The following is an 18,370-nucleotide window of genomic DNA, read 5'->3' on the forward strand; positions in this document are numbered from 1 at the left end:
AAAGGTCAAATGATAGAACAAAAAGAACCAAATTTGGATAATTATCAACAAAAAAATGATTTATATAAAGCTTTGTGGTCAATGGTAAATAATTTAAGAGGCAATATGACAGCTATTGAATATAAAGATTATATTTTACCTATTATATGTTTTCGTTATTTATCAGAAAAATTTGAAAATTTATTAGAGCAAAGATATAAAATAAATGATAAAAAAGACTTCGAAAGCAAACTAGAAAAACCAACTTTTAAGCCAGACGTTTTAAAAAATTTAGGTTTTTTCTTAGAATCTCAATATTGGTGGTCTACTTTAATTCAAAAAGCTAAGCAAAAAGATTTTAGTTTTATAGATTTATATAAAGCTTTTCAAAGTATTCATACTTCTTCCCAAAGTAAAGCTTCAAAAAAAATTTTTAATAATTTATTTACTAATATTAATTTTTATGATACTAAATTAGGCGAAATGGAAAAAGATAGAAATAAACTTTTTACGACCATCATGTCACAAATCAATAATATTTGTCCTTATAAAAGTTTGTGCAGTAATGTTTTAGGCGATATTTATGAATATTTAATTGGAGAATTCGCTGCTTCGGCCGGCAAAAAAGCCGGTGAATTTTATACTCCATCTTTGGTTTCTACTTTAATGGCACGATTAGTTACTCTTAAAACCACTAAAAAAATTAAAAATATTTATGATCCTACTTGTGGCTCTGGGGCGTTATTATTAAAAGTCATCAAAGAATTGAAGCTTAAAAATAAAAAAAATATTGAATATATTAACATTTATGGTCAAGATTCTAATTTCAGTACTTATAATTTAGCCCGCATGAATATGATTTTAAATAGTGATATTGTTGAATTAGAGAATTGTCATTTGGCAAATGGCGATACTTTAAAAAACCCCGATAAAGAACATATGAACCAAAAATTTGATGTGATTGTAGCTAATCCACCTTATAGTTTAAAATGGAAACCTTCTTCAAACTTATTACAAGATGAACGTTTTTCAGGAGTAGAAAAATTAGCTCCCGCTAAAGCTGCTGATTATGCTTTCATTCAACATATGTTATATTTATTAGCTGACGATGGTATATGCGCTGTAGTAGTTCCTCATGGTATTTTATTTAGAGGCAATAGCGAATATCTCATTAGAAAACATTTAATTGAAAAAGAATATATTGATACGATTATTAGTTTACCGGAAAATATTTTTTATGGGACTAGCATTGCTACTTGTATTATTATTTTTACCAAATGTAAAAAAAATGAACATATTTTGTTTATTGATGCCTCCCAAGAATTCAAAAGAGAAGGTAAAAAAAATTATCTTGCAAAAGAAAATATACAAACAATTTTAAAACTTTATGAACAACGTCAAAATCAAGAACAAGTTGCTTATTTAGCTTCTTTAGACGAAATTAAAGAAAATAATTATAATTTAAGTATTAATCGCTATCTTCAAAATAATGAAACTCAAAAAGAACTTGAACAAATTGACATTAAGCAAATTACAAAAGAAATTCAATCCAAAAAAGAAGAGTTAAAGCAATTAGAAGCCAAAATCAATCTTTATGTAAAAGAATTAGTCTAATAATTGTTAACATTAAAAAATTATTTTAATCTAAAAGACTGTTTTTAGTAACTAGTCTTTTTTTGTTGTTTGTTAAAAATATTAATTATAAGGAGTTAACAATGAATCCTTCCTCTCCTCAAACCCCTCATTTAAGCTTTAAAGCCTTTAAAACCACTCCATGTCAATCCCTTCCTTTAAAAGAGATAGTAGATATTATTACCGGTAAACCTTTAAGCAAAAAACAATTATCTCCTGTACCTACGAAAAACAATCCCTATCCAGTTATAGCTGGCGGCCTTTATCCTTTAGGTTATTATCATCAATATAATTCGGATCCACCAGCTATTACTATTATTCGTAAAGGTAGTGTTGGGTTATGTTTTTATCATGAAGATAAAATGTGGTATAGTAATAATTCTTTTCTTCTCAAAATCAAACCTCATCCTTCCTTTTCTCTTAACCTTTTATATTTATACTATTTGTTAAAAGCCAAAGAACCGCAATTAAAACAATTAAAAACCGGAACTTCTGTTCCCGGTATTCAAAAACAAGCGCTTCTTAATTTTAAAATTACTCTTACTCCTTATTTAGAACATCAAAACCAAATCGCTACTTTTTTATCTTTATTAGAACAACAAATTAAATTAGAACATGAAATATTAACCCTTTATCAAACCCAACAAAAATATTATCTCCACCGCTTAATTACTGCCCAACTTAAATTCAAAGCCTTTAAAACCACTCCATGTCAATTTCTTCCTTTAAAAGAGATAGTAGACATTATTACTGGTAAACCTTTAAGCAAAAAACAATTATCACCTGTACCTACGAAAAACAATCCCTATCCAGTTATAGCTGGCGGCCTTTATCCTTTAGGTTATTATCATCAATATAATTCCGATCCACCAGCTATTACTATTATTCGTAAAGGTAGCATTGGGTTATGTTTTTATCATGAAGATAAAATGTGGTATAGCAATAATTCTTTTCTTCTAGATATCAAACCTAATAGTACCGTTTCAATTAACCTCTTATATTTATACTATCTGTTAAAAGCGAAAGAACCTCAACTCCAACAATTAAAAACTGGAACTTCTGTTCCTGGCATTCAAAAACCAACGCTTCTTAATTTTAAAATTACTCTTACTCCTCATTTAGAACATCAAAACCAAATAGCTGATTTTTTATCTTTACTAGAACAACAAATCAAATTAGAAAATGAATTATTGACTCTTTATCAAACCCAAAAAAAATATTATCTCCATCAAATGTTTGTTTAATCAAATCTTTTAAAAACAAAAAAATTATTTTTCCATATAAATGGAATCAAAAAAAGATAAATTTTTTATTAATACCAAAAAAACAACTTAAAATAAAAAATACCTTTTTCAAGGGTATTTTTTTTATCTTTTTTAACAATAATAACTCATAAATTACTACCAGACTAAAAAACAAAACCATCTTAAAACCAAAAAACTAGTTATTAAAACTATAACCTATTTAAGTATTAAAAATAAAATTATTTACAATTTTTTTATAACAGTGCAAATTTAAAATCATCCTAACCTATAAAATTGATATAATATTATTAGATGATAAATTTGCATTATAGAACAAAACTAATTAAATAAAAGAGTATATTTAGTTGTTGGAATTTTATCAAATAACTCTTTTATTTAAGGAGTTCGGTTGTAAGTTATTTTCGGAAATATTCAAAAAAAGGAGAATTATTACGTTATGTCATTACAAAATAAAATCCAAGTAGTTTATGATGGTCTTGTGCAAGGTCAAGTTTATCAAATGGCTCAAAGTCTTAATTTAGCTTTTTGCCACATCAAAGAATATCAAAAAACTTCTCAACCTAATGAAAAGCTTTTTTTATTAACTCGTAGTGTTAAATTTGGTGAAGTTTCTGAAGAAGCGAAAAGTTTTTTGGCACAAAATAATTCGCAAGTTATTGGCGTTGCAGTATCTGGAAATAAAACTTGGGGCACAAACTATGGCAAAGCAGGCGACATTATCGCTTCTACTTACAACATTCCTTTAGTTTTGAAATTTGAAGGCTCTGGTTTAAAAGAAGAAAGAGATTTCTTAAAAGACTGGCTTACTTCTTATCACGAACCAAAAAAACCTTCTTCTTTGCAGGCACAAAATAATTTTACTTCCCACCAGCCAGCAATTAAAACTTTTAACCCAACTAAAGTTTTGCCACCTTGGATTATTCTTAACAATCAAATTATTGATGAAAAAGGGAATATTAAAGATTTAGATAAAGACCAAGAAGCTTTAATAAGTTTTTTATCAAACGAAGTAAAACCAAAATTAAAACGTTTTGATACTTTAAAAGAGAAATTAAATTTTTTACAAACTAACGAATATTATGAAACTACTTTTTTAAGTAAATACAACGATGATCAAATTAAAACAATTTATCAAATCGCTTATCAAAAAAAATTTCGTTTTTCTACTTTTATGGGAGCTTTTAAGTTTTATCATGATTATGCCTTAAAAACTAGAGATAAAAAGTTTTATTTAGAAACTTATGAAGACAGATTATCAGTTAACGCTTTATATCACGCTCAAGGAAATTTTGAAATTGCTAAAGGTTTAATTAAATCTTTAATTAATCAAGATTTTACTCCAGCAACCCCTACTTTGTTAAACACAGGCAAAAAACATCGTGGCGAATTTGTTTCTTGTTTTTTATTAGAAGCTAGCGACTCTTTAAATGACATCGCTCGTATTAATGAATTTTCGATGCAACTTTCTAAAATTGGTGGCGGGGTTTCTATTAATATTACTAATTTACGCGCCAAAGGTGAATCTATCAAAGGAATAAAAGGCGTTTGTAAAGGTGTTGTTGGTGTTTGTAAATTGTTGGATCATAGTTTTCGTTATGCCGATCAAATGGGTCAACGTACTGGCGCAGGGGCAACATATTTAAATGTTTTTCATGCTGATATTGAAGATTTTTTAAGCACTAAAAAACTAAATGCTGATGAAGATGTTCGTGTCAAAACTTTATCTTTGGGAGTAATTATTCCTGATAAAATGATTGAATTAGCACGAAAAAATGAAGTTATGTATACTTTTTACCCTCACACTGTTTTTTTAGAATATAAGAAAAATTTTGCTGATATTGCAGTTGATATGGATTATTGGTATGATATTTTAGTAAAAAACCCTAAAGTACGTAAAAAAGCAATTAATCCGCGTCAATTATTAGAATTAATTGCACACATGCAAGGAGAGTCAGGCTATCCTTATTTAATGTTTTGCGATAACGTCAATAAAACTAATCCACTTGATTTAAAAATTAAGTTTTCTAATTTATGTACTGAAATTCTCCAACCAACTATCACTTCTCATTATGCTAATTATAACCACATTCAAGGAGACCAAATTGGAATGGATGTATCTTGTAATTTATCATCAGGTCATATGGAAAACATGATTAATAATAACACCATTAAAGAAACTGTTTTTATGGCGATGGAAGTAATGAATTCAGTTTCTACTAAAACAAATATTGATTATGTTCCTGCTGTCGCTAAAGCTAATAGATTAAATCGCAGTGTTGGTTTTGGTATTATGGGACATCACAGTTTTTTAGTTAAAAACTATATTGATTTTGGAAGTGAAGAAAACAAAGATTTATTAGATGTTTTTTTTAATGCAATCAATTATTATAGTTTGTTGCATTCTTGCAATAAAGCCCGTCAAACAGGTCAAAAATTTTATCGTTTCCAAAATTCTCATTATGCAGATGGTTCTTATTTTCGCAATCGTGGCGAAATTTTACCTAAAACCCAAAAAATTAAAAAAATCTTTTCAAAAATTTCTTTACCTAGTCAAAAAGATTGGCAACAATTGGAAAAAGACGTTAAACAATATGGACTTTTCAATTCGCACCGATTAGCAGTGGCACCTAATGGTTCAATTGGTTATATTATGGGAACAACTCCTTCTTTAACTCCTGTAAAACAATTAGTTGAAGAACGCACTTATGGCAATTCTAAAACCTATTGTCCAATGCCAGGTTTAAAAGAAGCTGCTTTTATGTACATTACTGCTTATAAAATGAATAAATATAAATTAATTGATGTCATTGCTACTGCTCAAAAACATGTGGATCAAGGGATTTCTTTTGAATTAGGAATTACTTCTGACATTACAACTAGAGAATTGCAAAGATATTATCTTTACGCTCATCACAAAGGGATTAAAACCCTTTACTACACCAGAACACAAAAATTAAAAGTTGATGAATGCGAAGCTTGCGGTGTTTAAAAAATTACTCTTTTTTTAAAAAAGGACTATCTTAATTGATAGTTTCTTTTTTTTAAAAGATATAATATGAAAATAAAAAATAAACAACTAAATTACATTTATTTTTTTTATTTTTGCTTTTATGCTTTCGTTTATGCCTCTATTATCTTTTTGTGTTTATTAACGCCGCTTAAAGATTTTGTACAAAATTCTAACATAATGTTTGTCATTTACCTTGTTTGAGCCTTTATTTATATTTTTTTCTTGTTTTTATTTCATTCTGGCTATAATCCTTGATGTAACAAAATTAAAACAAAAAAAAATTACCTAAAACTAGATTAAAATCTTTTTTTATTTTCTTTTAGTTACTACTAATTTTGGCAGCGGCGACATCTTAATAGCGTTTTGCTTCACCAGCCAAAAATTTTTTCACTCCTTTTCAAGTTTTTTTTGGGCTTGAAATTTTTTTTACCTCACTTACTTTTTTTAGTTAAATATATTTTCACTTAGAAAAAAATGAATATAAACCTTAAAATAGTTAATCTATGGCTTAAATTGCCTACTAATAAATCTATAAAGAAAAACAAAGAACTAGCCAAAATGCAAGTCGAGTGTAAAAAGTTAGATAAAAACTATTGGAACAAACTCTGAAATATTGAAATTATCTTTGCTATTTATTATTTTGATTATTACACAAATTAAAAATCGATTTAAATTTTTCAACAATCTTTATAATAATTTAATTATTGTAATTATGTTATCGCAAGTATTATCTGATTCATTTTAAGAAGCTATTTTGTTTATAACGAATGTAAAGATAGTATTTAATTTGGAAAAAACTAGCTAAACAATTAAAAGAGCAACATTTTAAAAATAAAGAAAGGATTGTTCTTTCCTTTTTCCTTTTATGCCTCAGTCAACTTAAATTAAGTTATAATAATTATGGTTATTTTTATATTTATACCTTTTCCTTTCAGAAATCAATAAAATAACACTCTTAGTCAAATCATCTATCAACATGATTTTGTTTTTAGAAAGGAAAAAATAATAAATTATGGCATCAAATCAAGTCAAAGCAACCAATATTTTTATGTCTTCTTTGCAAAAATATGTTACAGCTTCAATGTTGCTAGGCTTTGCAATCGTTTTGGAATTACTTTACAATCAATTAGGAATCGCCAAAATTAGTGGCAATATTGGTTCTTGGTTTAAAATCGCCCTTGTTCCTTTGATTTTAATCGGTTTTTTGTTAGGGTTAAAATATAGTGTTATTTTTTGTTTTTTATACGCTTGTTTTCATTTATCAAAAGCCTTATTTTTTAGGAATTTAATCGGTTATATGGAAAGTATGAATTTTAACTTATTTCACATAATAGCCACTGTGTTTTTAGATTATCTTTTAGTCGATATAACTTATAGTCTATCGGGTTTGTTTTATAAACCTAATTTAGAACATATTACACATTATAAAAAAATTTGGACTCAAATAATACTGATTTTTAGTGTGGTCTTAGTTTTTAAATTTATCTCTTCACGTTTTATTTGGTTTGAAACAATCAAAAACAACTCCAAATATGTCACTTTTCTACCTATTCCATTAGATAATCCTAATCTTTGGTGTTTAGCTTTCAATATTATTCCTGTTTGCATTAATTTATTGATCGTAGGGTTTTTGCTTTGTTTTTTAAATCCGAGAATTAAAATTTATTTACAAAATAAATAAACGAGTAAATTTATGTTAAAACCAAATATTTATCATAAAAATGAACTTTTAAGGCAAATCATCTTTGCCTCTTTTTTATCATATATTCCAGTTGTCTTAGCTAAATGTTTCAATGAAATTTCTAATGGAATTTCTTTTTACGCCATTCCTGCAAAATCCTACCTTCCTTATTTAGTTTTTTTGCCTTTAATAATTATGTCTTTTTATGTTTCAAAAATATTAGCTTGTATGGGTGCTTTTTTATCAGAAACACTTGTTTTTTGTATAACTACAAAACACAAAATAACTAATTATAGTCCTATTGCCGGACTTGTTTGTGTACTTTGTTTTGTGTTACTTCCAAGTTGTCTTTTAAAAAAAGAAGATCATTTGCTAAAGTTTTATATTGTCATTCTTATTTCACAGTTTTTATTTCAAGTTATCAGTTGGCATCAAGTCTTAAAATATCGTTTTGGCATAGATTTATTTAATTATAAATCTCAATATAATTATAAGTTTATAAACATATTAAAGGTTTCATTATTGATTCGGTTACCGTTTTTGTCAATAACATCATTGCTAGTAGTTTTAATTTTAAAAAAATTATTTTCTAGATTGGAACAATTCCAAAACCAACAAAAAAGTCAAAATCATTTAAATATCGCAAATGTTTAAATCCACCGAAAGGAAAACACAATGCAATTTCAAGATTTTAAATATCAAAGAATCAATATTGAACAAATTCAAAAACAAGTTTTGCCAATGATACAATCTTTTTCATCATCTTCATTGTCAGAACAAATTAAAATCATTCGTAAATTCCACAAAATCTCAGATCATATCAATTCGATGTTTACCTTAGCAAGTATTAGAAATAGTTTAGATGTCAAAGACCCTTTTTACAAAGAAGAGCAAGCTTTTTGTGATAAAAATGCTCCTTTAATAACAGCCTTAGATCATCAATTTATCGAACAACTAGTTAAAAGCAAGCATTATTATGGGTTAATAAAAGAGTTTGGGGAATTATTTTTTCAACAAAACCATTTAGCTTTAAAAACTTTTGATCCAAAAATTATTCCCTTATTACAACAAGAAAACACTTTAATAACAGAATATCAAAATTTAATTTCTCAACCTTTAGTCTCGTTTCAACAAGAATTTTATAATTTAAGTCAAATGGGGCCTTTTTTAGAGTCTTCCCGAAGAAGTATCAGAAAAGAAGCTCATCTAGCTATTTCTCATTTTTTTGCCCAAAAAGAAATAGAATACGATCGTATTTATAATGAATTAGTACAAATCAGAACAAAAATGGCTCATCTTTTAGGGTATACAAACTTTGTCCAATTGGGTTATGATCTTTTAGGTAGAACCGATTACACACCTGAACAAATCAAAACTTACCGTCAAAATATTTTAAAACATGTTTTACCTTTTTTTAAAATGACTCAAACTAGGAAAAAAAAGCGTTTAAATGTTTCTAAATTAGAAAGTTACGATACTTTGCATTTTTTAACAGGCAACCCCAAACCACAAGGAAACTTGTCTGATAAATTAAGACATGCCCAAAAAATGTATCACGAAATTTCGCCCCAAACGGCTGTTTTTTTTGATTTTTTATTAGACAAAAAACTTCTAGATTTAGAAAGTAAACCGAATAAAACTGGGGGTGGGTATTGCACCTATTTACCTCAGTTCAAAGCCCCTTTTATTTTTGCTAATTTTAATGGCACCAGCCATGATATTGATGTTTTAACTCATGAATTTGGACATGCTTTTCAAGTGTATCAAAGTCGTCATTTTATTCCTGAATATCGTTGGCCCACCTTGGAAGCTGCCGAAATTAGTTCAATGGGAATGGAATTTTTAGCCTTCCCGTGGATCAAAGATTTTTTTGGTGCAGACGAAGAAAAATATAAATTTTTACATCTCACAAAATCACTTAATTTTTTACTTTATGGCGCTTTGGTCGATCATTTTCAACATGAAATTTATCAAAATCCCGAAATGACACCAACTCAAAGAAAGCAAACTTGGCGCGATTTAGAAAAACAATATCTACTGCTATATAATTACGAAGGCGATCCTTTTTTAGAAAAAGGTAATTTTTGGTTGAAACAAAGTCATATTTTTTCAAGCCCTTTTTACTATATCGATTACACTCTAGCTCAAATTAGTTCTCTTGAACTTTGGTCATTAAGTCAAAAAGATTATAATCAAGCTTGGCAAATTTATCTTAAATTATGTCAATTAGGTGGATCACAAAGTTTTTTAAATCTTTTACAAAAAACCGGGTTAAAAAGTCCTTTTGATAAAAGTCATTTAAAAAATATTGTTGAAGTTTTAACTAACTTTATACAAAACTGTGACGATACCAAATATTAAACAAAAACAAAATCAACGAAAAGAGTTATTCGAACATATGATAGAAATCAAAGCTTTAAGTTTTTATTATGAAAATCAGCCCATTTTGCAAAATTTAAATTTAACAATTAAAACTAATTCATGGGTTTCTATTATCGGACACAATGGTTCAGGTAAATCAACTTTAGCAAAAATTTTGTTAGGTTTGTTAACTCCTCAAAAAGGTGAAATTTCTATCAATCAAATGACTCTTAATAATGACAATTTGCCTTTAATTCGTCCTCAAATAGGGATGGTTTTTCAAAATCCTGATTATCAATTTACAGGTTTAACTGTCAGAGAAGATATTGCTTTTGGTTTGGAAAATTACAATTTACCTCGCCATGAAATTATGGCAAAAATAAATAAATATGCTTTAATCACTGGAGTTAAAGATTTATTAGATCAAAACGTTTTTGAACTTTCCGGTGGACAAAAACAGCGTGTTGCCATTGCTTCAGTTTTAGCGATGGAACCAGACATTATTGTCTTTGATGAAGTAACTGCTTTTCTCGATCCACAAGGGGCAATTGAAGTCGAAAATATCATCAAAAACATCCAAAATAAAACATTAATCATAATCACTCATAATCTTAATTTTGCTGCTAAAAGTGATGAAATTATAGTGTTGGATAAAGGTAAGTTAATCGCAAAAGAAAGCCCGCAAGTGTTTTTTAAAAACCAAGCTTTTTTAACTAAATATCATTTTGAACCCCCTTTAGCTTTAAAACTTCATTATCAATTGTCAAAAGATACTAATTTAAAAAAGACTGTTAGTTTGGAAAAATTAAAGGATGTTTTATGGGAATACAATTTGAAAAAGTAAGTTTTAATTATCCAAAAAAAACCAATACGCCAACATCACTGGCTTTGTCGCAAATTGACTTAAATATAGCTTCTAAAAATGAGTTTATTGCTTTAGTCGGACAAACTGGTTCAGGTAAGTCTACTTTGGTACAATTAATGAACGCTTTATTAACCACAGATAATGGCAATATTAGTATTTTTGGGCAAAAAATCAACACCAAAACTAAAAAAAACCTCTTAACCGCTTTAAGAAAAAAAGTAGGCTTAGTTTTTCAGTTTCCTGAATATCAACTTTTTGAAGCTACCATTTTAAAAGATGTCATGTTTGCTCCTTTAAATTTTTTAAACAATCAGCAAGCCGCCCAAACCAAAGCCAGCCAAACATTAGATGCAATCGGTATCAAACCAACATTATATCACAAATCGCCTTTTCAAATTAGTGATGGACAACAAAGAAAAGTCGCTTTGGCAGGTATTTTAGCGATGGAACCTGACATTTTAGTCTTAGATGAACCAACTAGAGGCCTTGATTTATCCAGTCAAACCAGTATTATGCATTTTTTGCAAAATTTAAATCAACTTGGTAAAACTATTATCATGATTACTCACGATATGAATTTAGTAGCTAGCTATGCCAAAAGGGTAGTAGCTTTAAAACAAGGTAAAATTATGTTTGACGGCTCCAAAAAAACTTTTTTCGAAAGCACCCCTGATTTTGCTAGTTTTAATTTAGGCCTGCCAGAAACTTTTAAAATTTTACATCATCTAAATGCTACCTTAGGCATCCCTTTTCAACCGCAATATTGTTTTGATGATTTATTGCAATATTTAAAAAAATTAAGGTCTTTACAATGACAAAAGAAACTTTACAACCAATTTTGACTAAGAAAATTCATCCTTCGGTAAAAATTATTACTTTTATTTTGTTATTGATTTTTGTCCTTCGTTTGCCGATCGATATTTCTGTAACCCAACAAGCAGAAAAAAAAGCATACTTCCAAATTGGAAAAATTATTGCTCTTTATTTGACTTTCTTTTTGCCTTTACTTTTGCTTTGTTTTCGTTTCGGACTGACTTTTGCTTATTTTTACTCCAAAATTAAGCATTTGAGATTTTTCTTTTTAATTTCTTTAATATTGCAATTGCAGCAAAAAAATACTTCTCATCTGCCGCTAACATTTGAAATTCAAATATTTGATTATAACATTTATGCTTTCGGAGTGCTTGTATTATGTTTTATTTTTTATCAAATAACTAAAAAAATAACTCCCTTTCAATTATCTTATCTACTGCTTTTATTATTTTTATTTTTTGTTTTACCTACTTTTTTAAATGATGAAACGAAAAAAAATTATTATTGCTTAAAATTAGTTTCTTTTTTCCGTATTTTTTTCATCATGTTTCGGCTCTTGATGATTGTAATGCTCTTTTTTTTATTCGATAAAATCGCTTCTTTTCAAGAAATACACGACGGCATAGAATTACTTTTGGCTCCTTTAAAAAAATTAAAAATACCAGTCGAAACTTTTACCTTGATGTTATCTTTAGTTTTTATGGCTAACTCTTTTTTGTTGCAAGAAACTAATAAAATCTTAAAAGCCCAGATGTCAAGAGGGATGGATTTAAATAAAAAAAACATTTTTAAAAAAATCAATCATCTTTTATCTTTGTTAGTACCTATCTTTGTTTTAGTTTTCAAAAGATCAATCATTTTATCTAATGCTATGGAAATTAGAGGTTATGTATTGGGAGCGAAACGCACCAAAATGATTGTTTATCGTTTACAAAAAAGAGATTTTTTAATTATATCAAGTTTTTTGCTATTGTTTTGTCTAAATTTCTTTATAAACCAAAAATTAAATTTAAAAATATAAAAATAGAAGGATGATATTATTTCATGAAAACAAAACTAAGTTTAGAATTTCAAGATCAAGAAATCTTTGATCTAATTGAAGCAGAAAAAAAAAGACAAAAAAAAGACATCTTATTAATTGCTTCAGAAAATTTTGTCTCTAATGCCGTTTTAGAGGCTCAAGGCAGTATTTTAACTAATAAATATGCCGAAGGTTATCCAAACAAAAGATATTATTGTGGGTGTCAAAATGTCGATCAAATTGAAAATTTAGCCATTCAAAGAGTGACCCAATTATTTAATGTTCGATATGCCAACGTACAACCGCATTCAGGCTCTCAAGCTAATATGGCGGTTTTTCAAGCTTTATTACAACCACATGACAAAATTTTAGGATTATCGTTAAATGATGGCGGTCATCTAACTCATGGTTATAAATTAAGTTTTTCTGGTATCAATTATGACACTTATTCTTACAATGTCGATAAAATAACAGAAAAACTTGATTATGAGGCAATCAGAAAATTGGCTTTAAAGATTAAACCAAAATTAATTATTACCGGCTATTCAGCTTATTCTAAAAAGATTAATTTTAAAAAATTCCGCGAAATTGCTAATGAAGTTAACGCTTATTTAATGGCTGATATCGCTCATATCGCAGGTTTAGTAGCTTGCGGTTTACATCCATCACCAATTAATCAAGCAGATGTCGTAACTTCAACTACCCACAAAACTCTTAGAGGTCCGAGAGGAGGATTGATTTTAACCAACAAAGAAGAGCTTATTACCAAAATTAATCGATCAGTTTTTCCAGGAATTCAAGGTGGACCTTTGATGCATGTAATCGCTGCTAAAGCAGTTGCCTTCAAAGAAGCTTTAAGTCCTGCCTTTAAAGATTATCAACAACAAGTCATCAATAACGCCCAAACTTTTGCAAGTTCTTTGCAAGCAAAAGGCTATCATATTGTAAGCGATGGAACTGATAATCATTTATTTTTGATTAATTTGAAAAAGAAAAACCCAACTTTGACAGGTGCCAAAATTGCTGAAGCTTTAGAAAAAATAAATATCATCGTCAATAAAAATACTATTCCCTTTGATCAAGAAAACCCAACGTTAACAAGTGGAATTAGGTTAGGAACGCCTGCCATGACTACCAGAGGATTCAAAGAAAAAGAGTTTATGCAAATCGCTGAATGGATTGATCAAGTGATTAATCATGCTGATGATCAAGTTCATTTGCAAAAACTTAAAACCGAAGTACTAACTTTCATGACCTCTTTTAATCAATCGAATAAGTAAATATTTTTTAAAAAAATATAGTTGCGATTTGACTTTATGTGTAGCAAAAGAAACAAAAAAATTATATACTAATAATAGTAATGATGTATCTATGTAGACTCAAAAGGTCATCAACTTTCAAAACCAAAAATTACTGCTGATTTTTTTCCGAGGGGAGCAAAAAATAATTATTAATCAAAATACGTTAGCTAAACGCCATCCTTTTAGAACTTTTATAATTTATGGTAGTTGCTTGTTTTTTGTCTTTTTTTTAATCGGTAATCATCTTTATCAAACTCATCAAAACAATCAAAACAAAATAATTAATATTCTCCAACAATCCAAAGATATTCAAAAAGAAAACCAAAAATTAAAAAATAAACTTTACACTTTAACCACCAACCTTTATGAAGGTATACGCGACAACGGCGATAAAGAATATTATCATTTTTTAAAACATCAATTAGTCAAAACCACAAAAACCAATGGCCTGACCAAATGGTATCGATTTCCAAATACCACCATCTCGGAACTTCAAAATTTCGGCGCCACTTTAAAAGATTTAATCAATGTCGGTTTTTTGCCATCTGATTTTCAAAAAGCAGGTTTTGATGTCAAACATTTAAAAAATGTCGGTTGTGTAGTCCAAGAATTAAAATCAGTTGGTTATTCACTCCAAGCTATGATTACGGCTGGTTTTACCTTACTAGAACTAAAAAACAGTTATACTGTCAAAGAATTACAACAAGCTGGATATAGCGCCTCAGAGATGCTTTTAGCTGGTTTTACCTTACTAGAACTAAAAGGAAATTTTGCCGTCCAAGCTTTAATAAATGAAGGCTTCACCGTCGCCGATCTAAAACAAGCTGGATATAGCGCTCAAACTTTACACCACGAAGGGGTTCATTTAGACAAACTAAAACAAGCTGGATATGATATACCAGCCTTAAAAGAGGCTGGCTTTTCTGCTTTTCAACTCAAAAAAATGAATTATTCCTTGCAAGAATTAAAAAATCATTATTCTATAAATACTTTACAAATGGATGGCTTTTCGCTGTATGATTTAAAAGAGGCTGGCTATACAGCCCAAGAATTAAAAGATGCAGGTATAACGTTTTATAGCCTTATCAAACTTGGCTATTCTGTCAAAGATTTAACAAATACTGGTTTTACAATTCATCAATTAAAAGATTATTTTTATGTTAACGAATTCAAAAATGCAGGTTTTTCCTTACAAACAATAAAAGAGGGGGGGTTTAGACTCGATGAAATGCCAGAGTTTAGACAAGCTGGGTATACCAAACAAGCTTTAGAAGATGTTGGTTTTACCTCAGAAGAAATTCAGGCGGCTGGTTTTAGATAGAAAAGGAGACTGTAAAAAAAGTTTTTTTGATAATTTAAGATTGTTGTTGTGATCTATAATACTTTTCAAATAATAGTATTTTTACTTTTTTTCTCAAAAATTAAACATGTTTAAACAAATTTTTCAAAATTTCAAGAAAAAATGTGAATCAAAAAAAGGGGAAAGGTATTGTTTGAAACTTTGATAAATTTTTCTTTTTCTATCTATACAATATTTTATTAACTTTTAAAAAATAGAAAGCAATTACCATATCACCAAGTAAAACGAATTTTAACAAATTAAATAAATTAATTTATTATTTTGCTTTTTATTGCTTTTTTGATTATGTTTTACTTACTTTTTCAAACAGTAATAACAAATTAAACCTCAATTAAATACCGTCTTAACTGTCATAAATTTAGATGAGTTGCCTTTAAAAACGATGCAAAAACCAAAAAAAGATTTATTAAAAAAACAGTGGTTAAAAAAACACAACAAACTATTACTTCTTCTGATTTTAGTAAAGAATAAAAATTAAACCGACCGTTAACATTAGCAAACACAAAATTAAGTTCATTTTGACACTAAACTAACTCAAACACAATTACAAACTAAAATCTGCAAAACAAACCTGATTTACAAATAAAAAAGTTACAACAACTGACATAATTGGACAATGAAGCTAATATTTCAGTAACAAGACGTTTAAGGCAGCAACCTTTTTTCTTTCCTTTTGATATTATTATTAACTTATTGATTAAATTAAGTGTTGATGGTGTGTATTGTAGTACTTTTTTAGTTATCAGAAACCACCAAAAGACCAACTCCTCTCGCATAAAAAGAGACTTTCATAAGTCTCTTTTTTCTTTTATATATAAAAAAAGAAAATCTTAAAAAAATCTCTCTTATTTTAATAATTACCTCTTTGAATTTGATGAATCTGAGGAATCTTGTATAAATTAACAATCAAAGTGTTTAATTCTTTAATATTAGCTGTCAAAACACGTAATTTAATGATAGTTTCTAATTTTTGATTATTGATAACATTTAATTCTAAAATACTAATTTTAAAACCATTAATCTTATTAATTACTTGTTGTGTCAAATTATCTTTACTAGTGGCAATCAAAGAAATCCAAGCCGAATATTTAACATTAGTTGCCGAAGTCCATGTAGCTAGAATCACTCTTTGATCATCAACTGCTTTTAAGTTAATACAATCTTTACGATGGATGACAATTCCACGTCCTTTAGTTAAAAAACCAGTGACCTCATCGCCCCAAACCGGTGAACAACAACTAGCTAACTTTAAGTGTGGGTTTTTCAAACCTTCAATTATAATCCCGGTGTCATTTTGATGGGTCAGTTTTTGATTGGATCTTGCCATCTGTTTTTCTAAATAAGCTTGACTGGTATTTTGTGTTGTAAAAGATAATATTTTATTAATGACGGTTTTGATGTTTAGTTGTTTTTTGCCAATTTCTTCATAAAATTCATTCAAAGAAGAGATGTTGTAACGTTCAAAATGTTTTTGGATAAAGTTTTGATCTAACACTATATCGATTTTATGTAATGCTAATTCTTTTTCTAGAATGTCTTTGCCCTTTTGAATGACTGCTAAATCAACTTCATTTTGCTCTTTTTTAAAAAAGGCTTTAATTTTTCTTTTGGCATGACTAGTTTTAACAATCCTCAGCCAATCTTTGTTAACTGATAAAAGGTTTTTATTGGTCTTAATATTGATAATATCGCCATTTTTAAGTTGGTAATCAAGGGGGGCTATCTGACCGTTAATAATGGCTGCAATCATCTTGCTACCAACTTCGGTATGAATCCGAAAAGCAAAGTCAATCGGCGTTGAACCTTTGGGAAGCTCAAAGACTTCTTGTTTGGAAGTAAAAACATATACATTATCACTTAAAATATCATTTTTGATAGCATCTACAAATTCTTTTGATGTTTCTTCTGGATGATTTTGTGAATCGTTAGTTATTTTGACTAATTCTTGATACCATCGTAGTTTTTTAGCAATTTCAATTTGCTTATCTTCTTGCGAATAAGCCTTATTTTCTTTATAAGCCCAGTGAGCAGCAATTCCTTTTTCCGCTATTTCATCCATCTTTTTAGTTCTAATTTGGATCTCAAACAAAAAGTCATCTTTCATTAAAACAGTTGTATGTAGTGATTGATAAAGATTGGGTTTAGGAACGGCAATATAATCTTTAAACCTTAAAGGCAATGGAGAAAAATAGCCATGAATAATTCCTAAAGATTGATAGCATTCATCAACATTGTCAACAATAATCCGAATGGCTAACAGATCAAAGATTTCTTCAAATTTCACCTTCCTTTGGGTAATTTTTTTATAGATGCTATAAATGTTTTTGATGCGTCCTTTTATGATTGCGTTTTGAAGGTGGTGTTTAGCAAAAATGGTTTTGATGGTTTTAATTACATTTGCTACTGATTGTTCGCGTTGCTCTTTTTTTAACTTAATCAAGTCCGAAATGCGATAGTATTCTTCGGGTAAACTATATCTTAAGGCTAGATCTTCGAGTTGGGATTTAATTTGGAAAAGCCCTAAACGATGAGTCAAAGGGGCATGTATCTCTAAGGTTTCTTTTGCGATACGGATTTGTTTTTCTCGCGGCATCGCTCCTAAAGTTTGCATATTGTGTAATCGATCAGCAATTTTGATAATAACTACCCTGATATCACAAGCCATCGCTAAAAACATTTTTTGTTGGTTATCAGCTTGTCCTTTACTTTTGTGAAAAGCAATACCAGTTAATTTAGTCACCCGATAAACCAAATAAGCGACATCTTGGCCGAAAAGTTCAGTTAATTCTTCTATCGTAGTAGGTGTATCTTCTAACACATCATGCAATAATCCTGCCATCAAAGTGTTCGGTTCACTGTTTAATTGTGCCAAAATTTTAGTTACTGCGCAAGGATGGGTCAAATAAGGTTCGCCTGTTAAACGCATCTGGTTGTTATGTTTTTTTTTGGCAAAAAGATAAGCTTGAGTAATATTATTTAAAATTTTTTCATCGCCAATATTTTTGGCAATAATATCCATCAAATCATCTAATAAATTATCTTTAGTCACCATATCACCTTCTTTTTAGTTTTTTTAAAAAGT

At 28.7% G+C, this 18,370-nt stretch carries 12 protein-coding genes; 11 read left to right on the top strand and 1 reads right to left on the bottom strand.

The features are described from left to right. Positions 1–9: 9 nt before the first annotated feature. From psc1_RS03150 to psc1_RS03200, 11 genes are all read left to right on the top strand, one after another. Entirely contained in the window at positions 10–1,593 is a 1,584-nt protein-coding gene (locus psc1_RS03150) for a type I restriction-modification system subunit M (RefSeq protein WP_373375568.1), read from the top strand. 101 nt (positions 1,594–1,694) lie between these two features. After that, positions 1,695–2,855, top strand: a complete 1,161-nt coding sequence (locus tag psc1_RS03155) for a restriction endonuclease subunit S (RefSeq protein WP_122225423.1) — start codon at positions 1,695–1,697, stop codon at positions 2,853–2,855. A gap of 457 nt (positions 2,856–3,312) precedes the next feature. Further along, the gene (nrdE, locus tag psc1_RS03160; protein WP_023161439.1) at positions 3,313–5,865 is read left to right on the top strand and encodes a class 1b ribonucleoside-diphosphate reductase subunit alpha; all 2,553 of its coding nucleotides are present in this window, start codon (positions 3,313–3,315) and stop codon (positions 5,863–5,865) included. A gap of 1,033 nt (positions 5,866–6,898) precedes the next feature. Beyond that, positions 6,899–7,567 carry a hypothetical protein gene (locus tag psc1_RS03165; protein ID WP_023161440.1) on the top strand — a complete coding sequence of 223 codons (669 nt, stop codon included), beginning with the start codon at positions 6,899–6,901 and terminating at the stop codon, positions 7,565–7,567. 12 nt (positions 7,568–7,579) lie between these two features. Further along, a complete protein-coding gene (locus tag psc1_RS03170) occupies positions 7,580–8,221 on the top strand; it encodes a hypothetical protein (RefSeq protein WP_373375569.1) in 642 nt (213 codons plus the stop codon). Between the two features lie 21 nt (positions 8,222–8,242). Next, a complete protein-coding gene (locus tag psc1_RS03175; protein ID WP_023161442.1) occupies positions 8,243–9,928 on the top strand; it encodes a M3 family oligoendopeptidase in 1,686 nt (561 codons plus the stop codon). Positions 9,929–9,965: 37 nt separating this feature from the next. Then, positions 9,966–10,772: an ATP-binding cassette domain-containing protein gene (locus psc1_RS03180; protein WP_023161443.1), complete on the top strand. Its 807-nt coding sequence runs from the start codon at positions 9,966–9,968 to the stop codon at positions 10,770–10,772. Beyond that, positions 10,748–11,608, top strand: coding sequence for an ATP-binding cassette domain-containing protein (locus psc1_RS03185; protein WP_373375570.1), 861 nt, complete (start codon positions 10,748–10,750; stop codon positions 11,606–11,608). The genes psc1_RS03180 and psc1_RS03185 overlap by 25 nt, the downstream gene beginning before the upstream one ends. Next, a complete protein-coding gene (locus psc1_RS03190) occupies positions 11,605–12,627 on the top strand; it encodes an energy-coupling factor transporter transmembrane protein EcfT (protein WP_373375571.1) in 1,023 nt (340 codons plus the stop codon). Before psc1_RS03185 ends, psc1_RS03190 begins: the two co-directional genes overlap by 4 nt. 23 nt (positions 12,628–12,650) lie before the next feature. Then, positions 12,651–13,907 carry a serine hydroxymethyltransferase gene (gene glyA / locus psc1_RS03195; RefSeq protein ID WP_023161446.1) on the top strand — a complete coding sequence of 419 codons (1,257 nt, stop codon included), beginning with the start codon at positions 12,651–12,653 and terminating at the stop codon, positions 13,905–13,907. Positions 13,908–14,139: 232 nt separating this feature from the next. Next, positions 14,140–15,249 (top strand): hypothetical protein, encoded by a 1,110-nt coding sequence (locus psc1_RS03200; RefSeq protein WP_373375572.1) that lies wholly within the window; start codon positions 14,140–14,142, stop codon positions 15,247–15,249. An 889-nt stretch (positions 15,250–16,138) separates the two neighbouring features. Here the strand turns inward: psc1_RS03200 and psc1_RS03205 are convergent. Continuing rightward, on the bottom strand, positions 16,139–18,340 hold the full coding sequence (locus tag psc1_RS03205) for a bifunctional (p)ppGpp synthetase/guanosine-3',5'-bis(diphosphate) 3'-pyrophosphohydrolase (protein ID WP_122225419.1): 2,202 nt from the start codon (positions 18,338–18,340) through the stop codon (positions 16,139–16,141). Between the last annotated feature and the right edge of the window lie 30 nt (positions 18,341–18,370).

The sequence above is a fragment of the Candidatus Phytoplasma solani genome (assembly GCF_041729705.1).
Classification (GTDB): domain Bacteria; phylum Bacillota_I; class Bacilli_A; order Acholeplasmatales; family Acholeplasmataceae; genus Phytoplasma; species Phytoplasma solani.